The sequence below is a fragment of the Arachidicoccus ginsenosidivorans genome, from assembly GCF_007971385.1.
Lineage (GTDB): Bacteria > Bacteroidota > Bacteroidia > Chitinophagales > Chitinophagaceae > Arachidicoccus > Arachidicoccus ginsenosidivorans.
Map to the genome: position 1 here is coordinate 4,720,984 of NZ_CP042434.1, position 25,019 is coordinate 4,746,002.

Genomic DNA, 25,019 nt, shown 5'->3' on the forward strand with positions numbered 1-25,019 from the left:
TAAAACCTTGCTTTTGAGCTTACTTATCGTTTTAATTATCGCATATCTCAAATTTAAAGCAGTAAGCACTTGTCTTAATTTTAGCTTTACTTAATATAATAAAAGCATGAATATTTTTGTGTACACCCTTTATTATATACTAGAAATCAATGTTTTATCAGTTAAGTATATTCAAAAAAGTCTAACGAACGTTAATCATTTTTCAATTCTTAACAAATATAGCAGGGTAGTTTTACCTGACTGTCCTGTACCGTCCTGTATTAATTGAAAAAAAAACAATTATCCATGTAAGATTGACACAAAAAGCTGTTTTTATTGCTGAAATCGTGTCCATAAATGGCATAGATGGGCATATTTGAAAGTGCATTTCAATTTATAATTACATGCACATCAATTTATTACCAAGGGATTTCCTTGTCTTTATATTATGAGGGGCTACGATATGCTAAATAAAACCAAAAATATATTAGACTGATCTGCCTTTTAGGGGATCAACTTACTTATTTTGTGATGCGGCGACCTTGAATTGCTGGTATTATTTTATGAAAATTTAGAATTCTGGGACTTTTTATAGGGAAAAAAGTATTAAACAATGGCCGTAGGTAGGCCGTCATTACCAGCCATAACTACTTTGATAGGGATTCTCGGGATTAATTGTTTTATAGGGATTAAAAGTTTGATTTAAAAAATCTACCGGTTTTGACGCTGTGGTTATAAATAAAATTAATCTCCCGGAAACTTCATCTATATCACTGGCACGCATTAATCCTTTAGGTGTTTTAAATTTACTGCCGTAGCCGCTCACTATTTCGTTTTGAGAAATAGCCATACGGCCATCTATATTTTCTAGCCCGATATTTCCGTTGCTGCTCCAAAGGCCAATACCTGTACTGTCTTTTGATGTAGCTGCTGCTAACCTAACATTGGAGCGGTTCCCATTAAAGCGGATATCCTGAATATTCAAAGCCCAAAGCCCATTTTCATTATAGGCTTTTTGCCGACCGTCGTAGAAAATGGCCCTTGCCCCAGATAGTCAAATGTTTGATATTGTTTTTCCAGTAGCAGTGTGAGTCCACATGCCAACAGACTGCCAGTGGCACCCTTGTATGGCTGCGCTTTATAGCTTAATTCAATGACGTTATTTTTTCCAATCAGTATCTGTACTACTCCTTTAAATCCCCGGTGATTGAACGAATCATTATCAATGGCCCAATGGCAATCCAATAAGTAGACTTGGCCGCTATCGGTCTTTATTTTTTTAAAATGATCTACTTTAGGCCTGAGTAAATAGGGTTGCCAATTAAACTTATTTTTACTTGTTTGCGCCTGCAGTGTAATGGTCTGCTTTCTACCCACCCGCATCAGTAAGGGTGATTTTAACAGCTGCTGTTTTTTATTTTGAATTTCCAGTACTGCTGTTTTTGAGATGCTAATTTGTAAATCCTGATTAGCCTTTATATCCCTGATCTGTTTGGTAAAATCAGCCTCTTTCAGCACAATATTTTTTTCATTGATTTGTTTCCCTTGTGGATCTAGCACCATCAGATGCAGCGCCAAAGGCTGTGCAGCAGTCAGGTGTTCAGGTAACCAGCCCTGAATCGTTACTTTTTGTGTATGGTTGGCGGGTGCATCCAACCAGCGCTTACCTTGATCAATGGTTTTTTTCAGGTTGACAATTTGCCATTTGAGTTGGTATCCATGTAAGGAAATAAAGTCAAACCTGTTGGTGACATCAATGGTGAAATTTGATTTTTGGCCCGGGATAAAATTTAAATGATCTGCCTGGATTTGCACAGGAGCATAAATTTTCCTTACTAAAAAATAATCCTCCTGGGGATATCCATCTCCGTAAACAATGCCGTCTGCGCCGTTATTGCCATTGTTATCCAAATAATGATGCTGATCAATTTGGATCCCTTCCATTACCTGTGTCTGTTTGAGATTTGGGTGATTTACTTTTTCATTAAAGCGGTTTACGCTTTCTAGCCCATTTGGCGGTCTACTTATCAGCATAGCCTGGTCGGTCCAGCACCAAATGGATCCGCCAATAATCCGAGGCTGTTTTAATATGTTCGCGTATTGCTGCTCAAATTCATCCATGGCCAGCCCCAGAGAATGGGCATATTCTGTTAGAATGAGTGGTTTGTCTGTCTTTTGCAGGCTCTTATTTAAAGAAGTTACGTCCAGATAATGTGGCATGTAAATATCCACATTTGGACTTTGTCTGCCCTGATAACGCAGATAATCAGACCCTCGTTGCGGCAGTCCGCGCGGCCTGCTGGGATCCTTTTGCTTTACATACTGAATCACCTTTTCCACGATGGGTGTATAAGGATTCTCATTGCCGATCGACCAGATGATCACGGCGGGGTGATTTTTATCCCGACTGATTGTAGCGCGGGCCCGGGTAATCAACTGCGGCAAATAGGTTTCATCCTTTAAATTATGGTCACCAAATCCAAAGGGGACTTCATCACAGATATAAAAGCCCATTTCATCGGTGAGATCATAAAAGTCTGGACTAAAAGGGTAATGCGCTGTTCGGATAAAGTTAATGCCAGCGGCTTTCATCATTTTAAGTTGCTGACGCCTTTGTTTATATTTGAGTGCTCTGCCGTTTTTAGGGTTGATTTCACTTAAACAAACACCGTGCAGTTTAATGGGTACATTATTCACTTTTAAGTTGTAGCCGTCTACCCGCACACTACGGATACCTACTTTTTGGTGGGTACGCTGAATTACCTGGCCCGTTGGTCCTATGATATTAACTTCCAATCGATAAAGATTGGGCGTTTCAGCAGTCCACAGACTGGGGGTTTTCAATTTTGCTTTAAAATGGATCGTATCCTTATTGAAAGTACAAGCCTTCCTAAAATCAATCACATGGTTATTTAATGGGTCTACCAGTGATACTTCCACCTGATAATTTTGGGTGTGTGTAGGCTTAAATCTGTCTACTTGTACGTCTACCTTTACATCAGCGTCTTTGTTTTCCAAAATATCAGTAGTGAATGTCACATCCTTTAAGTAAACGGTATCAAGGGTGAACAGTGTTACGTCTCTGGAAATACCTGATAAGGACCAGTCATCATTGGTGTCAAATTGCCAGGTATTATCTGGTTGTGTGGGCAGCGATCTGGTGGATACTTGTATACAAAGCAGATTTTTTCCGCCTTTATTTAAATAGGGCGTTATATCAAACTGACAAAGATTAAAACTGCTGCCCCAGTCACCTACTTTGTGTCCGTTTAAGTAAATAGTGTACGAGAAGTTGACACCATCCAATCTTAAGATGACATGTCTGCCTTTCCAACTTGGGTTGTAATCAAACTTACGTCTGTACAGGCCTGTATAATCGCTTAAATCTGCACCATATTCCGGCATTTTTAACCCTTGGGTTTCCAGGTTACCGGGCACAAGAATATCCTGCCAATTTTGTGTATCATAGCTTAAATCCAGCCAATTGCTTAAGCTATCAGGTATCACTTGACCGGCAATCATCTTAATTTTCCAGGTGCCATCTAAAGACTCAGTTAGCATTTGATCCCGCACAGGATAAAACCTCAATTGTGCATCCAAGCCTTTGCAACAAAATACAGCTAGAAAACCCACCAATAGATATATTACACGCATGTGCTTACTGTTCATTTTAAAATAAAATAAAGTCAATGTGTATTTATAGGAAAGACATAAAATTTGCGATTTGCCTTAAAATCAACCATCCATTGATCAATGATTATGTGATCATCCAGGGCCGTTATTTTTAATTGATGTTGTCCCTGGTTGAGCTGGCACGGTGTAATATTTACTGCCTGGCCGCGCAGCACGTTGGTTTTCCAAGTTTCTGTTCTACCCTTTTGCCTAAAAGAAATTACCTGAGGTGGGTTATCGTCAATTTGCACGCTATAACGGATATCGCCCTTGTCATTGGGCTGCGTTGGAATGACGGCTGTTCGTAAAACAGCTGCACCGGCTTTAGTGGTATTAAAAACATAGGTGAGCGACTGCTGTTTAGGCAGCGGTACCGCCTCCATGCTATGGCCAAGCATTTCCACTGGTTGGGGGGTAAACGATGCTTTGGTATAATCAGCCGCATTTAAGGCAACGTAGGATGGATCTGGTTGGATGGAATCGTAGGGAGCTTCCTGGTCGTTTGCTTTTGCCGTATATAAATTAATTTCTTGCTCCGTTAAGTCTATTGGTAAAGATGGTTGATCAAAAACCGGTAAGTTTCTTGGGTTGAAACACATCAAATATTTCCATTGTCCACCATTCAATTTGTTATTATAATAATCTGTCATACTGCGGATCTCCTGATAGGCCTTCAGGCTTTTTGCAGAGGCGGTCATTAGCTGATTTTTTGCCTTACTGCGCTTTACAGCGCTGTAATCACCGCTCGCCAGGGATTTTGCCCTGGCTGCTTCCAGCCATTTTGTGGCCATGTCAGCTGCAGCGCATACGGGGTATTTAATGGCCGCAAAATAGGCGTCTTTTTTACCGGCAGGAATCTCTTTTTCAATTTGTTCCACAGCCGTTTTTATTTTGGCATAAGCGGCCAGATACCGGTCCGCTTCGCCGGCGAACTGCGTAAAACTAAATTCGGTAGTGCCGGCCGGAGAAATGCCTCTTGGATAAGTTTTCTTATCTAATTCTACTTGCTCCCAGCCCATAAATTCCGGTTTACGAATGGCTGTTAAGTGGTAAAATTCTTTCATGACAGGATATAGCTGTTCTCCCACCTGATGACCGTAATCTCTTATCAGGCAGTTTTTAAGATGTGTAGCCACGCTACCACGACTGGCCGTTAAATGTATATCCCAGGCCAGATCCAAAAAGAGTTCCAGATCGAAGGCCGCAACTTTAGGATCATGGACATTCACGATCCATAACCTTTTGGCATTATGGTGATAGGCAGTGCTCATTTCGTAATAGATGAGTCCAGGTTGTGTGGTGGTTAACCATAAATAGTCATGTGGACGGCCCCAATAACTTAGATGATAATAAACACCGGATCCGCCTGTACGCGTCTGCTGCTTTTTATCGCTGAGCCGGGTAAGATAGCCATAGTTATCATCACACCAGGTCAGCATTACATCCTGAGGAACTTGCAGTCCATTTTCATAAATATCTAATACTTCCTTATAGGGTACAAACTGTTGTGGAATGGACTGTAAATCTGGATTTACATATTTTTTGAGCAGGGATCTTTGATCGTTAATAACTGCTTGCAGGGCCTTGGTTTTTTCGCTCAGTGTATGCACGCCTTCCATGGACCCGTCGTGCTTGCCACGCAAGCCTAATGTGTATATGTTATCATATGGTGCGACTGCCTTTAACCGTCTGCTCCAATAAGCAATAACAGAATCTCTGTTGGTGATATAATTATATGGCCCCTGGTTGTTTTCATTCCACTCACCATTTGCATTGGACATCATCGGTTCGCAGTGCGAAGTGCCGATCACGATTCCACAACTATCTGCCACTTGTTTGGCACCAGGTGTCCAGTAAAAAGGTACTGAACTGCCATGCATAGCCGGCCAGATCATATTGGCCCGCAGTCGCAGCATGAGCTGAAAGACTTTTTTGTAGGTTTTGGCAGAGATCATGCCTTTTTTGTGATGCGGATCAAAATTTAACCAGCTCCAGGGTTGTAAGCTCCAGTCCTCATCGTTGATAAAAATGCCTCTATATTCTACTGACGGACTTTGAAAAGTTTCAAAATCATCCGGTAAGGTTAATGTCGTTTTTTTGTCTGGTGTTACCTCGCCCCACCATACCCATGGCGATACACCCGCCAGTCTGGAGAGTTCGAGAATGCCGTAAGCCAGCCCACGGGGTCACTGCCAATCACCTGCAGTTGTTTGCCGGCAACTTTAATATAAAATGCCTCCTTTGTTTTAGCAAGTTTATCTACGGGAACACCCTGTGATTTTAACGCGTTTGACTGATCTTGATCATATTGTATAAAACGGATCCTTGCTTTATCCCGGTTTTTGTTACCTGCTAGCAATGTCGGAAGTTGGCCGGTCACTTGTGCCAGATCCTGGCGCCACATGGTGACGGCCGTGTATACCACCGGAGCGACCGTTTTGGGCAATACATAAGTAACAGGACTTGTTTTGCTGAACCAGATAAAGTCCGAAGCGTGACAAATATGTGCCATGGTCAAAAGAAAGCTCAATACTAGAATTTTGCTTTTCATAATTTATTGGAAATGGAAGATCGTTCCTTTATTTTTAAGAGGTACGCTAATTCAATTCAGGGAGGCCACTGCCTATATCCACAACAGGTATTTTTGAAAGGCTGCTGTTCCACTTATAGGAAGTCGCAAAAAAAAGTATAATACCAATTGTTAGTTAAGTTACGAAGTTAGGTGGAGTCTTTTGCATAACCATCCTGTACTGTCATGGTTGAAGGCCAAAATTTGCGCAATCGTTTCCGGTAAATCTGTGCGCCTTTAGACGAGACATATAAAAGGGTTGCGGCTTAATGACTCATGGAATATCCTCGATCTTTTTGCTTGCTTCCCCAGGCTGTGGGATGAGCAGTTAGGTAGATTTGCAGGTCTCCGCCTGTTTTAAAAAGGTCTTTAGTCAAATAGTTTTTGGTATAAAGGCGACCATTAAGTAGTATCTTTTCTATGTAAATTGCCGACACTGTTGTTTTATGTGTGGTAATGGAAAGCATTTTATGATTACTCAGTTGTATTTCTATATGGTCAAAGTGGGGACTGGATAACATATAGGTGCCTGATACCGGATCCACCGGATAAAACCCCATCGAGGCAAAAACATACCAGCTGCTCATTTGACCCGCATCGTCATTACCGTCAATGCCGCCGGGGCCAGGGCTGTATGCCTGTTGTAGAATTTTATGTACCTCAAGTTGTGTTTTATAAGGGGATTTAGTATAGTTATACATAAAAGGGATCTGGTGCCCGGGCTCATTGCCATGCCAGTAACCCTTTTTTGCAAACAGCTCGTCCAGGTGATTTTCTAAAATTTTATCACCACCCATCCACTGGGCGAGCCCTTTGATATCCTGTGGAACATAAAAGCTGTATTGAGCGGGTGTACCTTCCGTAATATAACTAGCCCGCTCATATGGCCTAAAGGATTGTATCCATTTGCCGTTTTGGTACCTGCCTCTGGCCATGGCTACACTGGGATCAATGACGTTTTTATAATTGAGTGCTCTTTTGGATAAATGCTTGTAATCGCTGGTTTTGCCCAGTGCTTTTGCCAGCACACTTAAGGCATAGTCATCATAGCTATATTCTAATGTTCTACTTACCTGCTCTTTTTTGTGAAAGGCATCTTTAACCTCGTCTTCGAGCGGAATATAACCATAACGCAGGTAGGATTTTAGGGCTCTTCTGCCCTTTCCCTGCCGGTAAGCAGTTTGACTTGTCGTATCAAATGCATTTTTTCTTAAGTAAGGATATAGTGCTTTTAAATCAAAATCCCTGATGCCCATTTGGTAGGCAGCTGCTACAAAAGCAGTGCTATGATCCCCGATCATAGCTGCGGTATAATTATTCCAGCAAGGAAAGATGGGCGTCCAGCCACCTTGCTCACTTTTAAGCAATATGGAGCGGACAAAATTATTGACCGTTTTAGGCTCAATAAGCATCATTAGTGGCAGCTGGGCTCTATAAATATCCCACATGGAAAAGTCATCATAATAAAGGCCATCTTTGATTTGCATAATGGGCGATTTTTCTTGATTTTTGCCGCCACTGAACGCCGGGTAGGTACCTGCCGCATCACTAAATAGCCTGGGTTGCTGAAAACTGTGATATAAGGAGGTGTAAAACATTTTTAGATCATGGATACTTTTTGTAAAGACTTTAATCCGACCTAAATGAAGGTTCCAATCCGCCTTCACCTTTTGCTCAGTTATCTTGAAATCCCAACCAGGAATTTCTGTATCCAGATTGTTTTTTGCAGCTGTCGTACTGGTAAGTGATGTGCCCATTTTAAAAAACAAAGTCTGGCCGGCCCTTAGATAATAGCTTAATACAATAACCCCGCTATCTGCTGCCGCTGCATGTTTTTGCCGGATATTTGTGGGTTTTTGGGAGGCCACAAAATAAAAGTTGCCATCAAAACCTGCATAATCACCCCATCCCTGGTAGATTCTGTGAACGGGATTAAAACCAGTAATTGATTGACTGTCCTGCCCTATTTGCACATGGCCTTGGTTTAAGTCACTGTTGGCCCGGATAATCAACCTTAAGGTGTCGGATTTGAGCATTGTTAACTGCCACAGGCCTGAGCGCAGGGTGGCCGTCATCTTTGCTTCATATTTTCCCGGAAAACGGATCTGGTATTTATAAGGGGTTGATAATTCCTGCCCATGATCTAATACTAAACTGGCCGTATCCGAGACCTTACCCACAACCGGCAGGATTGAAAAGCTGCCATAATCCTGGGTGCAGGAGCCACTCAGCCAGTGACTGGCCCTGAACCCCCTGAAAAGCCTGGCGTTGTATTGATAGGGTGCTACGCATTTATTTTCAGACCAGGTTGTTTGCGGTGTAAACTGTGTCATGCCAAAAGGAAGACCTACTGCCGGGATCGTATTGCCGCTTCTTTCACTGCCCGCCTCGCTATGGGCAAGTGCACTTGTTGAGCTTGCGGGTGCAGTTCCATTCAAGGGCTCCACGTACTGCACAGGTCCATCCGCCAGGTTTATAGTGCCAGCTTGTGCAAAAAGTGCCTGAACACCGGATATAAGCCATATCGCACTCAACAGTAAAACCTGAAGTCGCTTATTGTGGCGTGTATTAGGCCTATAGTAATTAACAGGTGACTTGCCTGGACGTAAGGTGATGGTGATCCTGCTCGATGCATGCATATTTGTATTGTGACAAATTATTTAAAAGTCAGGTAAAAATAACATTAAATGCCCAAAAGTTTACCAAAGGGTAAATTAGTCGCAATCTGCCCTGTATTTTGTCTTATTCTGATCGCTTGCTTTATTTTAAATAATCGGAACTTTGTCATTAGTGGATCACAATGGACGGGAAGTAATTGAAGTATCTATATTTTTTACACAAAATTATTGTTATGGACAGTGCTAAAAACACCAACACAGTTACCCTTCACAGGGTGATTAAGGCAACGCCAGATAAATTATTCAGGGCCTTTACGCATGAAGCGGCTATCGCCAGCTGGCTACCTCCCTATGGGTTTGTCTGCTCTGTGCAGCACATGGAGGCAAAACTAGGCGGAACCTACCACATGAGCTTTGAGAATTTCAGTACGGGTAATCGTCACGGATTCAGTGGCCGGTTTGTTCAGTGGGAACCAGGTAAATTACTCCAGTTTGTGGAAACTTTCGACGATCCTGCCTTTGGCGGTGAAATGACCACGACTGTTGAACTTGCAGCCGTCAGCTGTGGTACTGAGATGCATATTAGGCAAACTGGTATCCCAGCCGTGATCCCCGTTGAAATGTGTTATCTGGGCTGGCAGGAAAGCCTGGAGAAACTAATTGCGTTGGTAGAACCTGTAATCCCCGAAGGCTGATCAGTCAAAGCAGATGTATTGCGCAAAATGCCTGCGCTAAGTATGGATAACAGGAAGCATTGTGCGTCCTTGTCAGCAACTTTTCCATAAAGGTTAAAGACTGGGAATTCTATTGCCCTTTTTTTCTTTGAACTACTCGCAGCCCTTATCAGGGGAACAAGTCTTTCCTTCTACAATATCCAAATCGGGACTATTGTTTTCAGCTTGCCAATCTTGAAAGGATTTTTTAATGCTTCAACAAAAACGGCGCTTGGCTGTGCACCGGACAGGGCAAATTTTCGGTTGAAGACAAAAAAAGGAACCCCCGTGATACCTATTTGTTGTGCTTCATGAATGTCGGATAGCACGTCCTTGGCAAATGTTCCTTCCTGTAATGCGGTTTTTAATAACTGGGGATCCAGTCCAATTTCTGTACCCAAACTGATCAGCGTTTGCATATCGTCAATATTTTTACCATCGGTAAAATAAGCCCGAAATAAAACTTCTTCGGCCTCATTTTGTTTGCCCTTATTTTTGGCAAAATGAACCAATTGCTGTGCTTTTAAAGAATTGGCCGGAATTACTTTATCCATGTGGTAGTGAAGGCCGGCTTCTTTCGCAAAAGCTGTTGCCTGTACATTCATTTTGTGGGCCTCCTGCAAGGGCAATCCTTTTGCTTCGGCCAGGACTTCATCAAGTGATTTATCAGGTGCTGTAACCAGTTCAGGCATTAACTGAAAACTCTTCCAGATTATCTGAAGCTGCTCTTTATCATTAAACTGGTCGAGCGCTGCCTCAAATTTTCTTTTGCCGATATAGCAAAAGGGACAGATGATATCGCTCCAGATTTCTATTTTCATGGGAACTGTTTTATAAATACGTTAAAGGCTGATATTTGATTGTAATCAGTATTGTAGTGCAAAGGTAGCCATCTTTTGGCGCTCATTTGGCCTGCTTTACTTTTGTAAAGTTAATATGGGTACGCAGATACGCTTAATGGCTTCATGCATTAAACGGGGATGCATGTTCTCCTCTTTCCAGAAAATCAGCTGCTTTATGCATGAGCTCCTCAAAGTCCTTACCTGTTTTACTTCTGTATTTTTCCATCAGGGAAAATGGATGTACGTGGTCATAAGGATAGTCAAAATCCATGGGTTCCACTCTTGTCGGAATATCTCTATAATCTCCTTTTAGGGTGGAAAGCACTTCTACGGGAGGAATGATTGTATCTTTTTTAAGCGGTACCGCCATTACTTGGTTGTGAATGGTGGCCATTTTTGCCTCCCGCAGCTCTTTATAGAGATTATAGTGCAACATGAGCTTAAATACATTTTCTCCTTCATGGTGATCCATATAATGGGCTAGGCGCTCACTGCCCTGAAAGTGATTGTGCAATTGCTCGCTAAAATAACTGTTCAGTGTTTGACCCGCATTTGAATCCAATATATATTTAGAAATGGGGAAAGACCTGTCCAGGGTCGTACCGCCACAAAAGGCAAAAAGTTTGGTGTGACTAAAATAGCCATAAGGATTGGCCATGAGCAAAATCAAAGAAAAGAATGCACCGATGGAATAGGCGAAAAAATCAATACTTGCCTCGGGATCAATGCCCTCAATCTGCTCTTTTTTAATTTTCTTAATAAACTGACTGATATCCTGATAGGTTTGCAGTCCAGACCAGAACAACCGGTCCGGTTGATTGCCCAGCCGGATACTAATAGCCGTATTTACCGCACTGATATTGGAGAAACCTGGATGGTTTTGCTGGCGGATCAGCGCAATCTCATGCATGGACTTAATATCCGACCAACTTTTATGCGCGCGGTTCATATGAAAGGCAATGGGGAATAACACAACGGATTTGCCGGTTAGCTGAACCAGACGCACGGCCCAGGGCAGATATTTGTCCCAGCTTTTTTCGTTCAGGCCGTGAAAAAGTAAAATAACACCTTTGTTTAGGCCGTCGCTTGTTTTTTCGAGCGGATGCAGGATAAAATAATCAAAATACTTATTTTCTTCAATGGTGCTATCCTTCATTTTTAAAGGATGCAGGTTATAGTGGTGTTCAGTGGCCTCCTTTGCCAGGATGTCGGCTGTCTTGGTCTCATCAAAGAGGCGTTCGTGTCTCGGGCAATAATAATGGTCTTTGCCTGGTAAAATCTGAGCGCCAGGGGAGGTAAAAGGATATTTTTTCAGGCAGATGCCGAGCGTTTCGTCTTTACCACCACCGGCTTTCATCAGGGCTTTTATTTGGTAATAGAGTGATTGATAGTCCATAAATTCTTCCAAAATCTTAATTAAGTGTCGCTTTTAGATGCTTTTGATGATCTACAGATGTCTTTTTTATATTATATAAAAAACCGAGGCACTCAGCCTTGCCGACCTGAATCAAAACTAAGTGGAAACAATCAAATTACCATGCCTTTGTACGTTAAATAAGATTTTATAAACTAACGAATTTTAAGTACCTTTGCACCAGTTTAATTCAAATCTTTATTAGCAGGTCTGCAATAATTAACGCTACTTCTGAATTGTCCCCAGTCGAATTGCTTTTAATTACGCTCAGCAAAGCTTAACACAAAGGGTGTTTACTGATGGCTGATAGCAAAGATTGGATTATGTAAAGGATTTATAACAGCCTAGGTATTAATCGTTTTGACTATTTTGATGCGTTAAAATATTAACATAACGGCTGTTCCCTATTCAATTAAAACAATTTAGATGACATTTAAGGATTTAGAAATTATCCCAAGTATTTTATCAGCTCTTGCGGCTGAGGGCTACGAGCGCCCTACCCCTATTCAGCAAAAATCCATTCCTATTATACTTGACCGCCAGGATCTGCTGGCATGTGCGCAAACAGGTACAGGTAAAACGGCAGCATTTGCAGTTCCATTGTTGCAATTAATGGCTGCGGAGCCTGTCAGAAAAATGCAGGATATTGAGGCGTTGATTCTGGCACCGACCAGGGAACTGGCCTTGCAGATAGATGAAAGCTTTCATAGTTACAGTAGAAATATTGCTGTCCGCCATGCGGTTATTTTTGGTGGCGTTTCTCAAAATAAACAATTAAATGACCTGAAAGCCAGGCCAGCTATCCTGGTGGCAACGCCTGGTCGTTTGCTGGATCTGATTGGGCAAGGTTTACTGGATATCTCAAAGATTCGGTATCTGGTGCTTGATGAGGCTGACAGAATGCTGGACATGGGTTTTGTCCATGATGTAAAAAGGATTGTCAGGTTAATCCCGAAGAAAAGACAGACCTTATTATTTTCGGCCACCATGCCACCCTCCATTATGCAACTAGCAGCAAGCTTGTTATTTCAGCCCAAAAAAGTACAGGTTGATCCGGTTTCTTCTACTGCAGAGACTGTTCAACAGTCCGTATTTATGGTTGGGAAAGAAAACAAAAAATTATTGTTGGCGCATTTATTAAAAGAGCAGGCGGCAGACAAAGCACTTGTGTTTACCAGAACCAAGTATGGCGCTGATAAACTGGTCAGACTGCTCGTCAAAAAAGGTATAACGGCAGCCGCTATCCATGGTAATAAAAGTCAGCAGGCACGCCAGCGCGCCCTGCATCATTTTAAATCCGGTGAGATCCGGGTTTTGGTCGCGACAGATATTGCTGCCAGAGGCATCGATATTGAAGAGTTACCTCGGGTGATTAACTACGAGCTTCCTAATATACCAGAGACCTATGTGCACCGTATCGGCAGAACTGGTCGCGCAGGAAGTTCTGGATTAGCGATTTCTTTTTGTGATAGTGAAGAAGTGGCTTATTTAAACAGCATCCAAAAATTAATCGGGTTTAAAGTAGCAGTAGCGAAACACCCTTTTCAGTAAAAATCAAAAGCATATAAATATTTATGGGTATAACACCGGCAAAAAAAGAAAAAGAGAAAAAAAGAGCAAAGGCCAAACAAGAGAAGGCCGAAAAAATGAGAGAACGCAGAGAGAATGCCAAAAAAGGCAAATCTCTGGAAGAGATGATGATGTACGTAGATGAAAACGGCAACCTTTCTCCTACACCTCCAGATCCTAAAAACAAACAGGAAATCGATCCTTCAGAAATTGACCTTACTGGGTTCCATCCAAAAAGAGAATTGTCCGTCAAAAAAGGCATACTCACTACTTTTATGGAAGACAAAGGGTATGGTTTTATTACTGATTTAGCGACAAAACAGAGCTATTTTGTTCACCAGAACAATTTTACAGAGGCCATCAAAAAAGGTGATACGGTAACCTTTGAACTGGAAAAGACACCCAAGGGGGTGAATGCCTGCTTTGTCAAAAGGATCTAAGCAGTATTTAAGAACTGCCTAGATTTAAAAACGCTAAGGGGACCGATCGTAATCACAGTGCTGTCGGCTCTGATGATTGCATATAACTGCTGCCCGGTCCATTTATGGACCGGGCAGTTGCATGCCATGGATTGCAGTTTATTTTTCCGTAGTCTTAATCTATTTTTTCTGAAATCTGGAGCAGCTGATCGGTATCGTTTTAAAGGTGACATTTTAAAATTACACTGTGATGAGTACCAACCGGATATTGAAATATGTTAATCCAGTATAACGACTACCTCTTGGAAGTAGGTTTAATGCAATAGCTCTGCTTATAGACAAGCTAATTGCTAAAAAAAAACAAGGTAAATCTTCGTATCTTCGCTATATGTTACAACAATATCCTATTGGCCTTCAGAGTTTCCAGGAAATCCGGGAAGGCGGTTATGTTTATGTAGATAAAACCCAGGCGATTTACCAATTGGTGAAAACGGGCAAATATTATTTTCTGAGTCGTCCTAGGCGCTTTGGCAAAAGTCTGTTAGTAGATACCATTGATAAGCTCTTCAGTGGTAATAAGGAGCTTTTTGAAGGACTGTGGATTTATGACAAATGGGATTGGACCCAGACCCATCCGGTGATTCGAATTAGCTTTTCTAATATTGGCGTAAGAACTGAAGGGTTGGAAGTGGCCATTTATCGGAGCTTGGAAACGAATGCCAGGCGACTGGGTTTAACCCTTAATGAATCCAGTTATGATCAAAAGTTCAAAGAATTGATTGAAAAGGCATCTGTAAATGGGCGTGTTGTTATTTTAATTGATGAATACGATAAACCGATCATCGATTTTTTGGAGGAGCCTGAACTAGCGGAAGCGAACCGCGCCATTATGAAGAACTTCTATTCCATTATAAAAGACAGTGATGAATATATCCGTTTTCTGTTCATTACCGGCGTCAGCCAATTTAGCCAGGTGAGTGTTTTCTCTGATCTGAATAATCTGCGCAATATCACATTGACATCCGAATTTAGCTCCTTAGTTGGGATTACACAAGAGGAGCTTGAAGCAAATTTTTCTGAGGAAATTGCAGCCTTACAAAAAGATAGGCCAGATATCTTAACACAGATTAAAGACTGGTATGATGGCTACACCTGGGATATGAAAACCTGGGTTTATAACCCATTTTCACTACTAAATTTTATGGTTGATCCTGAATTCGATCCTTACTGGTATGAAACAGGAACACCTACATTTCTGATCAGGCTACTTAAAAAGGAGTGGAAGTATGATGTGGAAACCTATCAAATGGGCAAACAGTCCTTATCTAATTTTAATACGGTTAATCCCAATATGGGCGCCCTGCTCTTCCAGACAGGGTATCTGACGATTAAAAACATTTCTCCAAACAGAAAGGTCTATGACCTGGGATTTCCCAACCTGGAGGTAAAGTCCAGCTTCCTGGATGGACTACTGGGTGCTTACAGGGGTATGGAAGGCGTAGATTCCGTGGCTGAGATGGACGTTATTAAAAAGGCGTTGAAAGAAGGTGATATACCAGCCATGATTCTTGGGTTAAATGCTATAATCGCCACGACCCCATATGACGTATGGAAGCCCGATACTGAGTCTATATTTCATGCGCAGACTTCCCTTATTTTCAGGCTGTTAGGGCTGGAAGTCTATAGTGAAGTACACAGTGCCCAGGGCAGATGTGATGTGCTGGTCAAGACTGCCCAGTATATTTATGTATTGGAATTAAAGCTGGATGGCACTGGTGGTGAAGCGCTGAAACAGATTAAAGTAGATTTAAAAGCAAGGGGTTATCTTACGCCCTACGCTGCAGATCCAAGAAAGAAAATAGCCGTTGGAATTTCTTTTTCATCAAAGACCAGGCAGGTGGAGGAGTACCTGGTGGAAGAGCTGTAAACTTCTGAGTGTGAAAACCCCGTTGTGGTGTGGGCAAATAAAGTTATAGGCATTAATAAGGCTCCATCTTCGTATCTTACAATGACAAAATACTAGGAGGCCTCAATAGCAATTGCTCATTAAGGCCTGGTATTGGGGGGCGGCTTACTATAAATCATAACTAGAAAAATGGAAAAACCAGATAACACCGCTCAGCGAACTGCCTTATGGCGGGCACTGCACCTGGAAATAGATGATGTCCCTCTTATCATTAAGGATAATTGGGCGCTTCGCCTTACCAGGCCTGCACCAGGATGGCAACAGCGCCCCGATATGAAATACACAAAGCCGATTAGGGCCTCCATTGTTGGCAGGGCAAGATTTGTGGAGGACCAAGTGGAAGTCGCCGTTCAAAAGGGATTATCCCAATACGTAATACTTGGTGCCGGGCTGGATAGTTTTGCGTTGCGTTATAATGAACAGCACGCCCAAACAAAGGCGCCTCCTACCCTACAGGTCTTTGAAATCGACCAACCAGAAACATTAAGTTGGAAGCAGGACTGCATTAAGGAGCAAATTGAAAACTTGCCTGAAAACCTGCATTTGTTACCTGTAGACTTTGAGCAGTCCACCTGGTGGGAAGCATTGGCGGGTCAAAACTCGGGTTTTGATATGCAAAAGCCGACAATAATCTCCTCAACCGGTGTGACCCTTTATTTAACGCATAAGGCCATACGCGATATGCTGATGCGGATTGCTAAATTTGCGCCTGGATCAAAGGCCATAATCAGTTTTTATGCGCCCATTGAATCCCTTCAGGGGGAAGATAAAACCCTAATGGAAATGTCCGTTAAAGGCGCCGCCAGCCAGGGTACACCTATGATCAGTTTTTTTAACCCGGAAGATGTGCTTTTACTTGCCAAAGACGCCGGACTTAAAAATTGTCAGATTTTCGATACCCAGGATCTTACCCGCCAGTATTTTAAGCATAGAAGTGATGGACTTCGCCCCTGCGATGGTGAGCTTTTTCTGGTAGCTGAAAGCTGATAACGGTTAGAGACTTATGTTGCAGTGCTGCACACAAAAAAGCATGCATTAAAAAGGCAAACTAATCACGGGGTCACCACCTCTGATCTTCTTTGATCAAAGTGACGACCCCGTCAATAGTTTTTATATGTGGCCTGCCAGAACTTTTAAAACCAATCCAATCTTTGCTTTGACGTAGCTTTGATTACGGTTGCTCTGATTACGGTTGCTCTGATTACGGTTACTTTTTTGTCTTGGGCGCCCAGCCGCTTTTTTGGATTTGGTGATAATATTTTTGCAGCAGATAGAAGGCCTCTTTTTTCTTGCCCTGGTCACTATACAGGCCTTTGCGATTCCAGCCTTCCTGATATACGGGATTATTACGTTTTGGACTCCTAAAATCAGCCAGTACCCAAGGGGACATGCCTACCCAATTGTCTGGCATTCTGCCCAGCATATCTAAGAGTTCTCTATAATACCACGCCTGATATTCTTCACTGAATCTGGTCAAGGAATCTCTGTGATAACCATATTTGGCACCGCCGCCGGTTTCGCTGATAAATAAAGGTTTGTTATAAGGTGTACCCCAATTAGTCGTCCTGCACTTGTCTGGCGTGCCGCCGTACCAGCCCAGGTATTCATTGAAGGCCACCAGATCGACAAACTGCCCCAATGGATCATCGATCATATTGATATTTTTACCAGAGTTATAATTGACTTCCAGGGCAGCGGAGACCATTCTGGAACTGTCCAGCTTATGTGCATTTGTAATTAGCCGATGCATAAAATCTGTCCTGGTAGCACTAACGGGCGTCTCATTGCCCACTGACCAAACGATGATACTGGCTCTATTGTGATCACGGGTAATCATTTCTCTGAGCTGTTTTGCTGCTTTGTTGTAAACGGCCTGACTGCCAAAATCAATGGTCCAGTAAACCGGAATCTCTGACCAGACTAAAATGCCCATGGAATCAGCGGCCCGGGTCATGGTCTCATCATGGGGGTAATGTGCCAGCCTGACCATATTGCACCCCAGCTCTTTGGCCTGACCCAGTAGTTGGCGCGCATCAGCTGCACTCCAGGCCCTGCGCATTTCATTGGGTATTTCCTCATGGATGGCAATACCCCGCATAAAAATCGGTTGACCGTTTAATAAGACTTTGTTTCCGCTGGCCTTAACGGTTCTAAATCCAATTTTATCAGAAATCTTGTCCTTACCAATGGTTAAGTCTACCTGGTAAAGCTTAGGATGACCTGGCTGCCAAAGCTCCAGGCTGGGTAAGGTAAAACTAAGCGCTGTTTTTGCCTGGCTAACCGTAAAGCTTTTAGAAAAATGCAGTTCGGGAATGTTCAGTGTTAACTGCTTTGGCGTACTCGGCGCCTGGTTTAATGTAACATAACCCTTGATCTTGGCATTTTTTGGTGTTGGGGCCGTTAAGTGGATGAAGAAGTCACGGATAAATGTCTGCGGTACTTCTATTAGCTCGACGCTTCTTGTAATACCACCATAGTTCCACCAATCTGTATTCAAGGTAGGCACATCATCTTTATGGCGGGTATTGTTCACCCGCACCACCAGATTATTACCCGTTTCCCTGAGCAGGCTATCTGGCACTTCAAAATTAAAGGGAGTAAAGCCGCCTTCATGAAAGCCCAGTTTGTGACCGTTCAGATAAACGTCTGCCCGGTAGTTGACGGCCCCAAAATACAGATAGACTTTGCTTCCATTTAGTTTTTTGTGAAAATCAAAGGACTTCTCATACCAGACGGTGCCCTCATAGTACAGGAACTGGTCTTTTTGATGGTTCCAGTCGCCAGGCACTTCAAGGCTGTAGTTACTATTCCAGCCAAACTCGACCAGGTCGGACTTGGTTTTAGGGTGCGGGTTGTTCCAGTAAGCCGATGGATTGTTCTGAGCCAGTTCTTTATACCGGTAATCAAAAAAACCGGTTTCATAGGGATCTACGATAAAATCCCAGGAGCCATTCAGACTGGTTGCAGTAGACGCTCTACCAGGGATATCCGTTAATAAGGGCGTATCGGCGGTTGTATTGTCCTTGGCCTCTTGCTTAGGCTGTGCAGTTGCCGCTACGCAAAAGCAAAAAAGTACGCCCAGTGCCAGTGCTGTCTGAATAAGGGTATGGTGTCCTGAAAATGTCTTGTATTTATTTTGACCTTGAATTATCATGTAATTAAATGCTGGATTTTATATGAATTTATTGATGCTTGTAAATACAACTGCCAGGTGGACTTTGTTGCGTTTTTACTTTACTTAATTTTTGCCTATACTTAATTTAATTGCCAGCTATCCTGCCATTTAATCTCAATAGGCATCTCATTTTGGGGGGTCAACGTAACTGGTAAAAACTGATAGCGACTGTCTTTTAGGTTTTTAGGATTCCAGCGGTCAGCCATATAAATAAAGCGGGGCGACGGTGACTGTGACTGTGACTGGACGCTTTTTTTACGCAGCCTGCCGCTACTAGCTGGCACGGGGAAGAAATAAGTCGGTTGCCCATAAAAAGAGATATTGCTGTCTTTGCCTTTTAATGGATTGCCTAGCAGCTTCCAGGGACCATAAAGATTATCTGCTACTCTGAGCGCCGCTGCATTAGGGGCCCAGCCAGTACAGCCGCTGGTGATCAGATAATATTTCTTTTGGTATTTGAAAATGGCGGGCGCCTCTCTGTGTTTAGCAAAAAGTAGTGAATCTTTAGTTGTTACGTTTAAATAATCATCTGTCAGCCGGACGATCCTTAAATCATAGTTTTCTCTGGATGAATAGATCTCGTAGGCTGCTCCGTTGTCATCTACAAAGATGGTCATATCACGGCTCATATTGCCATTGGGTCTGAAGCTGCGTATAAACTGATAGGGACCGGTAATATGTTTACTAACAGCAACCCCTACTTTGGCGGCGCCATAGCCCTTACCTCTGACTTCCACATGGAACCACATAACAAACTGCTTTGTTTTTTTATTATAGACCACCTTGGGTCTTTCCATAATACCGCCAAAGGCGATATCGCTGGTCGTGTCCTTACTATGAGCAAGTGCCAGGCCTTCGGGTTTCCAGTTATAAAGATCCTTGGAGCTATAAACACTCACGCCCAGTGAATGGTGACGGTCTCTTTTCTCTCCAAACCAGTAATAAGTGTTTTTGTAATAAACAATATTTCCACCATGGGCATTAATCGTATCTCCTTTGCTGTCCAGCCATGTCTGGCCGACATGAAAGCGATCATAATGCAGCTTGGTACTACTACTACGCTGCCCAAAGCAAGGCTGCATGGCCAGGCTAAAAAGGATGATAGAGCCAATGAGTATAAACCGACTAAATTTTTTTGCATGCTTGTCATCATAACTCAGGTATTGGGAATGAATGGATTTTAAAAATAAAATACAAAAACAAATACAAGCCCGGTGGATATTGTTAGTTTAACAACTATCCACCGTGGCCTGCGCGGCTGATATCCTTGTAAAAATAATCAATTATTTTTACAAGGATATCAGCTGGTGTTTTAATTGATCAATTAATTGGTGTAACCAGGATTTTGATCGAGTACGGCGTCCTTATTTAACTGAATTTCGCTGAGTGGAATGGGTAGCAACAAATTGGTCTCAGTCAGCCCCGTGGTCGGATGCTGCGTATCACCACTGTTTAACCTTAAAGATCTTTCTACCAGCGTCTTAGTCCGCATGAGCGTTTCTCTTCTGTTTTCTTCTCCCACTAATTCCCGGGCTCTTTCATCTAAGATAAAATTCAGTGTAATATCACTGGCACTGACTTTGCCTTTGGCGGGATAATCGGCGAAGGCTCTTTTGCGCAGTACATTGATACTGGCGGCTGCCTCCGCTAATTTGCCCTGATCAAACTGTGCCTCTGCCTGTAATAGATAAGTTTCGCCTAGGCGCATCAAAATAAAATCCTTGATCATCGCATATCCAAATTCATCATTGGGGTCATACTGGCCCCATTTAGTGGTGGATGGACAGATTTTATACAGGGTATCCGGACCTGTAAACGGTACTTCTTTACCAAAATTAGCACTTGTAGGATCGTTATAATAATAATGCCTTTTGATATTGTATTCAGAATTTCTGATATCGCCATCCTGATAGAGTCCGTATAAGACCCAATTACTCAACCTAAGCCGGGCAATGCCCCGGCCACCCAGTGAATCACATATTTTCATGCCACTGATCTGGTAATAGGCCGCACCCCAGACCCGGCGTTGTTGCGGGTTGTCGGTGACACCTCCTACGACGGTGCTGGGGTTTTCTACTTCCAACACCCATATAGCCTCTGTATTGCCCTGAGAGCGGCGTTGGTTGCCATAATGGAACATATCAGAATAATAATCTCCCGGCACAGAAGACACGACGCCATATCTTTTATCAATCAGACTGAACCGGCCACTGCCAATGATTTTTTGGGTCATTATCTCTGCAGAATCCGGTTTGCCTGCTTTGATATAGACCTCTGCCAGTAGCTGCATGGCCATATATTTATTGGCCCGGCCATAGAGTTTGCCTTTGGGATTGGAAGGCATATCATCAATATCAGGCAAATGATCCGCTGCATAGCGAAGATCGTTTATTATAAATTGATTGACCTGATCCAGACTGGCTCTGGTAAAATCTGTTTTAGGCGCTGAAAGTGCATGTTCTACAAGCGGTACCCCACCAAAAAGTATACTGAGCTCATTATAGGCATAGCCCCGGAAAAACCGGGCTTCTGCTGAGGCGGAGGCTTTATTGCTCTCAGAAATCGTAACTGAAGGATCCGCTGCATTGTCAATAATGATATTGGTTAGATTAATCATCTGATAGTTCAGAGACCAGATCTTGCTGGCACCTACATCTGAGGGTGTCAGTTTGCCATAATCATAATAAGGGATTTCTACGCTTTCCTGATTGGCTGTGGCATTGGCGATGTCGGTGCCGACAGCCCATACGCTGGGCCAGCCCTGGTGATCCGACCAGGCAAAATAACCTTCCAGTTGATGGTAAAGCCCAACAATGGCTGCATCAAAACCCAGAGAATCTGTTAAGGTAACCGGTGTGTAGGAGGAATAGGGTGTTTCATCCAGATAGCTCTTTTTACAGGAGCTTAGTAGGACAAGGGCAAGGATAAACCCAAATATATATTTTTTCATTATAATTAATTTGTTGTTATTTAAGTGCAATATTGACACCCAGTACAAAAGACCTGGTCATGGGATAGTTATTGGTCCAGTCGCCTGATCCTCTGGAAGAATAATTATCTTCCGGATCCCAACCCACCCAGCTGGTAAAGGTGTGCAGGTTCTTGCCACTGGCATATATTGTGAGACTGGACAGGCCAAGCCGGCTAAGTTTATCCTTGTCAAACGTATAACTTAGGGTAATGTCTTTGAGCCGGGTATAGCTGGCATCAGATGGAAAACCATAACCTCTTGTATTATTATAAGCCAGTGAGGGGCGGGTATTGCTTTTGTTTTCCGGAGTCCAGTAACCAATTTCCTGTGGCGTATTTCTTCTACCGGTTTCATCTCCGTAGGTCAGATCCGGGTTGTATTTCATTTGCCCCTGGGTCGTCTGGAAGAAAATACTTAGACTGAAGTTTTTATACTCGAACCTATTGGTGAGGCCACCTTGCCATTTAGGCGTGGTTTGTCCAAGGATGACTTTATCGTCGGCTGTAATCTGACCGTCCGGCTTGCCATCCGGACCGCTGACGTCTTTAAATTTAAGGTCGCCGGGCTTGGCTCCGGGATCCTGCTTGGACGGGTCCTCCCCTTGTTGCCAGACGCCTTCCAATACATAATTATAAATAACGCTGATGGGATGGCCTAAAAACCAGCCATTACCAATGTCATCCAGGCCATCTCCATAGAGTTCCTTTAACTTGTTTTGATTACTGGAAAAAACGATGGCGGTTTGCCATTTAAAATCTTGTCTGTCAATATTTTTGGTGTTCAGGCTGAGTTCCAGGCCCGTATTGGAGGTTTTACCTAAGTTATCCAGTACAGAGGTGTAGCCTGTGATAATAGGCAAGTGTCTGGATAGCAAAAGATCGTAAGTATTGTTTTTATAAAAATCCACCGCACCACTAATTCTGCCGTTAAACAGACCAAAATCCAGACCCAGGTTAAGGGTCTTGGTGGACTCCCAATGCAGGTCGTTGTTCCCCAAATTACCAGCCACTGCGCCTACAGTCGTTACACCATTAAAGGGCTGCTGGATGGTATTATCGGTGGTAATGGTTTTATAAACACTGATGGCCTCATTACCCGTTTTGCCATAAGACACTCTGAGCTTTAGGTTATCCACAAAGTCAGCGTCTTGCATAAAGGCTTCTTTTGAGATATTCCAGCCAATGGCAGCTGAGGGGAAGATTCCGTATTTACTGGTATTGGCACCAAAGACAGAGGAACCGTCCCTTCTGGCTGTCAGTGTTAAAAGGTACCTGCTGTCGTAATTATAATTGAAGCGTACCATCTGAGAGTTTAATGCATACCGGTCACTGTAGGAACTGTTGTTCTGGGTAGAGCCGGAAGCCAGGCTGTTAAAGCCGATAATATCATTGACAAATCCTTTGGCAGTGGCCGTTGTCGTTATATATTTTCTTTGCTGTGCACTGTAGAGGCCTGTAAAATCCAGGTGATGCTTATTCCAATCGTGGTTATAATAAATCAGGTTTTCCAGTGTATAATTATTGGTATGTGCATTGGTGATACTGGCTGTTCCTAATAGATCATTGGCAGCTCGGCCAGTATAGCTGGCACTGCGCTCTGGAAAATAGATATAACCGGCATTCAGGCGGTAGCGTAATCCTTTTACCAGGCCTCCTAAATCCAGTTCTGCATAGGCATTCCCGTTGATATTGACGCTTCTTCTCTCTTGGTCGGTGGTGAGTCCCAACAGTGGGTTTACGTAGAGCTCCTCTGGATACATGGGATAGATATTATAAGATCCGTCTTCGTTGTATTCGTTTCCATAGGGACTCATGGCCGTTGCCAGCAAAAGGTTCGCCCTGCCGCCATCGTAGTTGTTGGAAGTAAACAGCGAAGACATTCCTATTTTTAAAAACTTAGCAATGCGGATATCCAGATTGCTTCTTAGATTGACCCTTTGGTATTGATAACCCAGGATGACCCCTTTTTGCTGCATCAATTCTCCGCCTACATAATATTTTACATCTGCGGTTCCCCCCGATACACTCAGGTTGTGGTCCTGCATAATGCCGGTACGGGTGACTTCGTCCATCCAATCGGTCGTACTACCTGCATTGTAATTATCTAATTCTGAGGAGTTGGGTACGGGGCTGGTCTGTGTTTGTCCTGTCTGAGAAAGGTAGTCTGCATATTTTTGTATATAAGAAGCGCCATCTCTGGGTTTTAATACATGGGCCAGGTTCTCAATACCTGCATACCCGTTATAACGGATGACGGCCTTTCCTGTAAGGCCTCTTTTGGTGGTAATCAAAATAACACCATTGGAACCGTTGGTGCCATAAATGGCTGTAGCAGAAGCGTCTTTCAAAACTTCAATAGAAGCAATATCATTGGGATTGATATCATTGAGGGGATTGCCCTGGGTTTTGATCAGCGGTAAACCATCCACGATAATATAAGGACCGCTGGAGGCGGTAATTGAATTCTGGCCCCGGATCATCACAGCCGGAGAGCTGCCTGGCACACTCGAGGTATTGGTGACACTGACGCCTGCCACGGCGCCTTCCACCGCCTGCATGACATTGGTCACCGGCAGCTGAGAAAGCCTGGACTCGGGAACAGAGGTGATGGCACCTGTTACATCGGTTTTTTTCTGCGTGCCGTACCCTACCGTAATCACATCTTCCAGTTGGTTGCTGTTGGAGGCAGGCAAAACAATTTCCAGTGTATTTTTGCCCCCAACAGCCACCTTTTGTGTTTGATAGCCCACATAACTGACTGATAAGGTATCGTTTTCATTTACTTCGAGCGTGAATTTGCCCGCGTCATCTGTAACTGTTCCCGTTTTAGTGGCAAGGACAGTTACTGTAGCACCTATAACGGGTGTATGCGCCTCAGTTAGTACTGTTCCGCTTATTTGTTTTTGTGTTTGTCTTTGTCCCTGGTTTGTGCTTTGGGCATTTACCCTTATCTGGCTCAACAGCAGTAGGGTTATTAGCCATGCGATCATGATAAGCCCGCTGAATCCTTTTTGTATAAGATTATGTACCCTGCCGCTACTTATTCCGGCTCCAGGGGGCAAAGCCTGCTGCAAGTAGCCCTTTTGTTTCGATTTCATGATTAATTTTTTTTG

General features: G+C 43.1%; 16 protein-coding genes. 5 read left to right on the forward strand and 11 right to left on the reverse strand.

The features are described from left to right. Window positions 1-613: 613 nt before the first annotated feature. The 5 genes from FSB73_RS19035 to FSB73_RS19050 form a co-directional block, all read right to left on the reverse strand. Window positions 614-964, reverse strand: coding sequence for a hypothetical protein (locus FSB73_RS19035; protein ID WP_146785823.1), 351 nt, complete (start codon window positions 962-964; stop codon window positions 614-616). Next, window positions 961-3,633 (reverse strand): glycoside hydrolase family 2 protein, encoded by a 2,673-nt coding sequence (locus FSB73_RS19040; protein ID WP_158639609.1) that lies wholly within the window; start codon window positions 3,631-3,633, stop codon window positions 961-963. The genes FSB73_RS19035 and FSB73_RS19040 overlap by 4 nt, the downstream gene beginning before the upstream one ends. Before the next feature lie 32 nt (window positions 3,634-3,665). After that, window positions 3,666-5,828 carry a glycosyl hydrolase 115 family protein gene (locus tag FSB73_RS19045; protein ID WP_317132884.1) on the reverse strand — a complete coding sequence of 721 codons (2,163 nt, stop codon included), beginning with the start codon at window positions 5,826-5,828 and terminating at the stop codon, window positions 3,666-3,668. Then, window positions 5,759-6,202, reverse strand: coding sequence for a hypothetical protein (locus FSB73_RS25640; RefSeq protein ID WP_225974183.1), 444 nt, complete (start codon window positions 6,200-6,202; stop codon window positions 5,759-5,761). Before FSB73_RS25640 ends, FSB73_RS19045 begins: the two co-directional genes overlap by 70 nt. A gap of 284 nt (window positions 6,203-6,486) precedes the next feature. Then, on the reverse strand, window positions 6,487-8,859 hold the full coding sequence (locus FSB73_RS19050) for a GH92 family glycosyl hydrolase (RefSeq protein WP_146785829.1): 2,373 nt from the start codon (window positions 8,857-8,859) through the stop codon (window positions 6,487-6,489). Between the two features lie 212 nt (window positions 8,860-9,071). Here FSB73_RS19050 and FSB73_RS19055 point away from each other — a divergent pair, with 212 nt between their 5' ends. Then, window positions 9,072-9,533, forward strand: a complete 462-nt coding sequence (locus tag FSB73_RS19055; RefSeq protein WP_146785832.1) for an SRPBCC family protein — start codon at window positions 9,072-9,074, stop codon at window positions 9,531-9,533. 170 nt (window positions 9,534-9,703) lie between these two features. Here the strand turns inward: FSB73_RS19055 and FSB73_RS19060 are convergent, their stop codons facing one another. Both FSB73_RS19060 and FSB73_RS19065 read right to left on the reverse strand, forming a co-directional pair. Beyond that, window positions 9,704-10,372 (reverse strand): DsbA family oxidoreductase, encoded by a 669-nt coding sequence (locus FSB73_RS19060; RefSeq protein ID WP_225974184.1) that lies wholly within the window; start codon window positions 10,370-10,372, stop codon window positions 9,704-9,706. Window positions 10,373-10,514: 142 nt separating this feature from the next. After that, the gene (locus FSB73_RS19065; RefSeq protein ID WP_158639610.1) at window positions 10,515-11,789 is read right to left on the reverse strand and encodes a DUF6051 family protein; all 1,275 of its coding nucleotides are present in this window, start codon (window positions 11,787-11,789) and stop codon (window positions 10,515-10,517) included. Between the two features lie 444 nt (window positions 11,790-12,233). On the opposite strand from FSB73_RS19065, the gene FSB73_RS19070 reads away from it, so the two are divergent. The 4 genes from FSB73_RS19070 to FSB73_RS19085 all read left to right on the forward strand — a co-directional run bounded on the left by FSB73_RS19070 (window position 12,234) and on the right by FSB73_RS19085 (window position 16,748). Next, window positions 12,234-13,358 carry a DEAD/DEAH box helicase gene (locus FSB73_RS19070; protein WP_146785838.1) on the forward strand — a complete coding sequence of 375 codons (1,125 nt, stop codon included), beginning with the start codon at window positions 12,234-12,236 and terminating at the stop codon, window positions 13,356-13,358. A gap of 23 nt (window positions 13,359-13,381) precedes the next feature. Next, entirely contained in the window at window positions 13,382-13,816 is a 435-nt protein-coding gene (locus FSB73_RS19075; protein ID WP_146785841.1) for a cold shock domain-containing protein, read from the forward strand. 367 nt (window positions 13,817-14,183) lie between these two features. After that, entirely contained in the window at window positions 14,184-15,722 is a 1,539-nt protein-coding gene (locus FSB73_RS19080) for an ATP-binding protein (protein ID WP_146785843.1), read from the forward strand. Between the two features lie 168 nt (window positions 15,723-15,890). Continuing rightward, complete coding sequence (locus FSB73_RS19085; RefSeq protein ID WP_146785846.1) at window positions 15,891-16,748, forward strand: class I SAM-dependent methyltransferase; 858 nt, start codon at window positions 15,891-15,893, stop codon at window positions 16,746-16,748. A 220-nt stretch (window positions 16,749-16,968) separates the two neighbouring features. Here FSB73_RS19085 and FSB73_RS19090 read toward each other — a convergent pair whose 3' ends face one another. From FSB73_RS19090 to FSB73_RS19105, 4 genes are all read right to left on the reverse strand, one after another. Further along, a complete protein-coding gene (locus FSB73_RS19090; protein ID WP_146785849.1) occupies window positions 16,969-18,915 on the reverse strand; it encodes a glycoside hydrolase family 2 protein in 1,947 nt (648 codons plus the stop codon). A gap of 101 nt (window positions 18,916-19,016) precedes the next feature. Continuing rightward, the gene (locus FSB73_RS19095) at window positions 19,017-20,018 is read right to left on the reverse strand and encodes a glycoside hydrolase family 43 protein (protein WP_146785852.1); all 1,002 of its coding nucleotides are present in this window, start codon (window positions 20,016-20,018) and stop codon (window positions 19,017-19,019) included. 242 nt (window positions 20,019-20,260) lie between these two features. Next, on the reverse strand, window positions 20,261-21,886 hold the full coding sequence (locus tag FSB73_RS19100) for a RagB/SusD family nutrient uptake outer membrane protein (RefSeq protein WP_146785855.1): 1,626 nt from the start codon (window positions 21,884-21,886) through the stop codon (window positions 20,261-20,263). 16 nt (window positions 21,887-21,902) lie between these two features. Further along, window positions 21,903-25,004, reverse strand: a complete 3,102-nt coding sequence (locus FSB73_RS19105; protein ID WP_225974185.1) for a SusC/RagA family TonB-linked outer membrane protein — start codon at window positions 25,002-25,004, stop codon at window positions 21,903-21,905. Window positions 25,005-25,019 lie beyond the last annotated feature (15 nt).

Bases quoted from the DNA above. Each gene is read 5' to 3' on its own strand.
- FSB73_RS19040 (WP_158639609.1), bottom strand. From the start codon at position 3,633: ATGCGTGTAATATATCTATTGGTGGGTTTTCTAGCTGTATTTTGTTGC.
- FSB73_RS25640 (WP_225974183.1), bottom strand. From the start codon at position 6,202: ATGAAAAGCAAAATTCTAGTATTGAGCTTTCTTTTGACCATGGCACAT.
- FSB73_RS19050 (WP_146785829.1), bottom strand. From the start codon at position 8,859: ATGCATGCATCGAGCAGGATCACCATCACCTTACGTCCAGGCAAGTCA.
- FSB73_RS19055 (WP_146785832.1), top strand. From the start codon at position 9,072: ATGGACAGTGCTAAAAACACCAACACAGTTACCCTTCACAGGGTGATT.
- FSB73_RS19060 (WP_225974184.1), bottom strand. From the start codon at position 10,372: ATGAAAATAGAAATCTGGAGCGATATCATCTGTCCCTTTTGCTATATC.
- FSB73_RS19065 (WP_158639610.1), bottom strand. From the start codon at position 11,789: ATGGACTATCAATCACTCTATTACCAAATAAAAGCCCTGATGAAAGCC.
- FSB73_RS19070 (WP_146785838.1), top strand. From the start codon at position 12,234: ATGACATTTAAGGATTTAGAAATTATCCCAAGTATTTTATCAGCTCTT.
- FSB73_RS19075 (WP_146785841.1), top strand. From the start codon at position 13,382: ATGGGTATAACACCGGCAAAAAAAGAAAAAGAGAAAAAAAGAGCAAAG.
- FSB73_RS19080 (WP_146785843.1), top strand. From the start codon at position 14,184: ATGTTACAACAATATCCTATTGGCCTTCAGAGTTTCCAGGAAATCCGG.
- FSB73_RS19085 (WP_146785846.1), top strand. From the start codon at position 15,891: ATGGAAAAACCAGATAACACCGCTCAGCGAACTGCCTTATGGCGGGCA.
- FSB73_RS19090 (WP_146785849.1), bottom strand. From the start codon at position 18,915: ATGATAATTCAAGGTCAAAATAAATACAAGACATTTTCAGGACACCAT.
- FSB73_RS19095 (WP_146785852.1), bottom strand. From the start codon at position 20,018: ATGCAGCCTTGCTTTGGGCAGCGTAGTAGTAGTACCAAGCTGCATTAT.
- FSB73_RS19100 (WP_146785855.1), bottom strand. From the start codon at position 21,886: ATGAAAAAATATATATTTGGGTTTATCCTTGCCCTTGTCCTACTAAGC.
- FSB73_RS19105 (WP_225974185.1), bottom strand. From the start codon at position 25,004: ATGAAATCGAAACAAAAGGGCTACTTGCAGCAGGCTTTGCCCCCTGGA.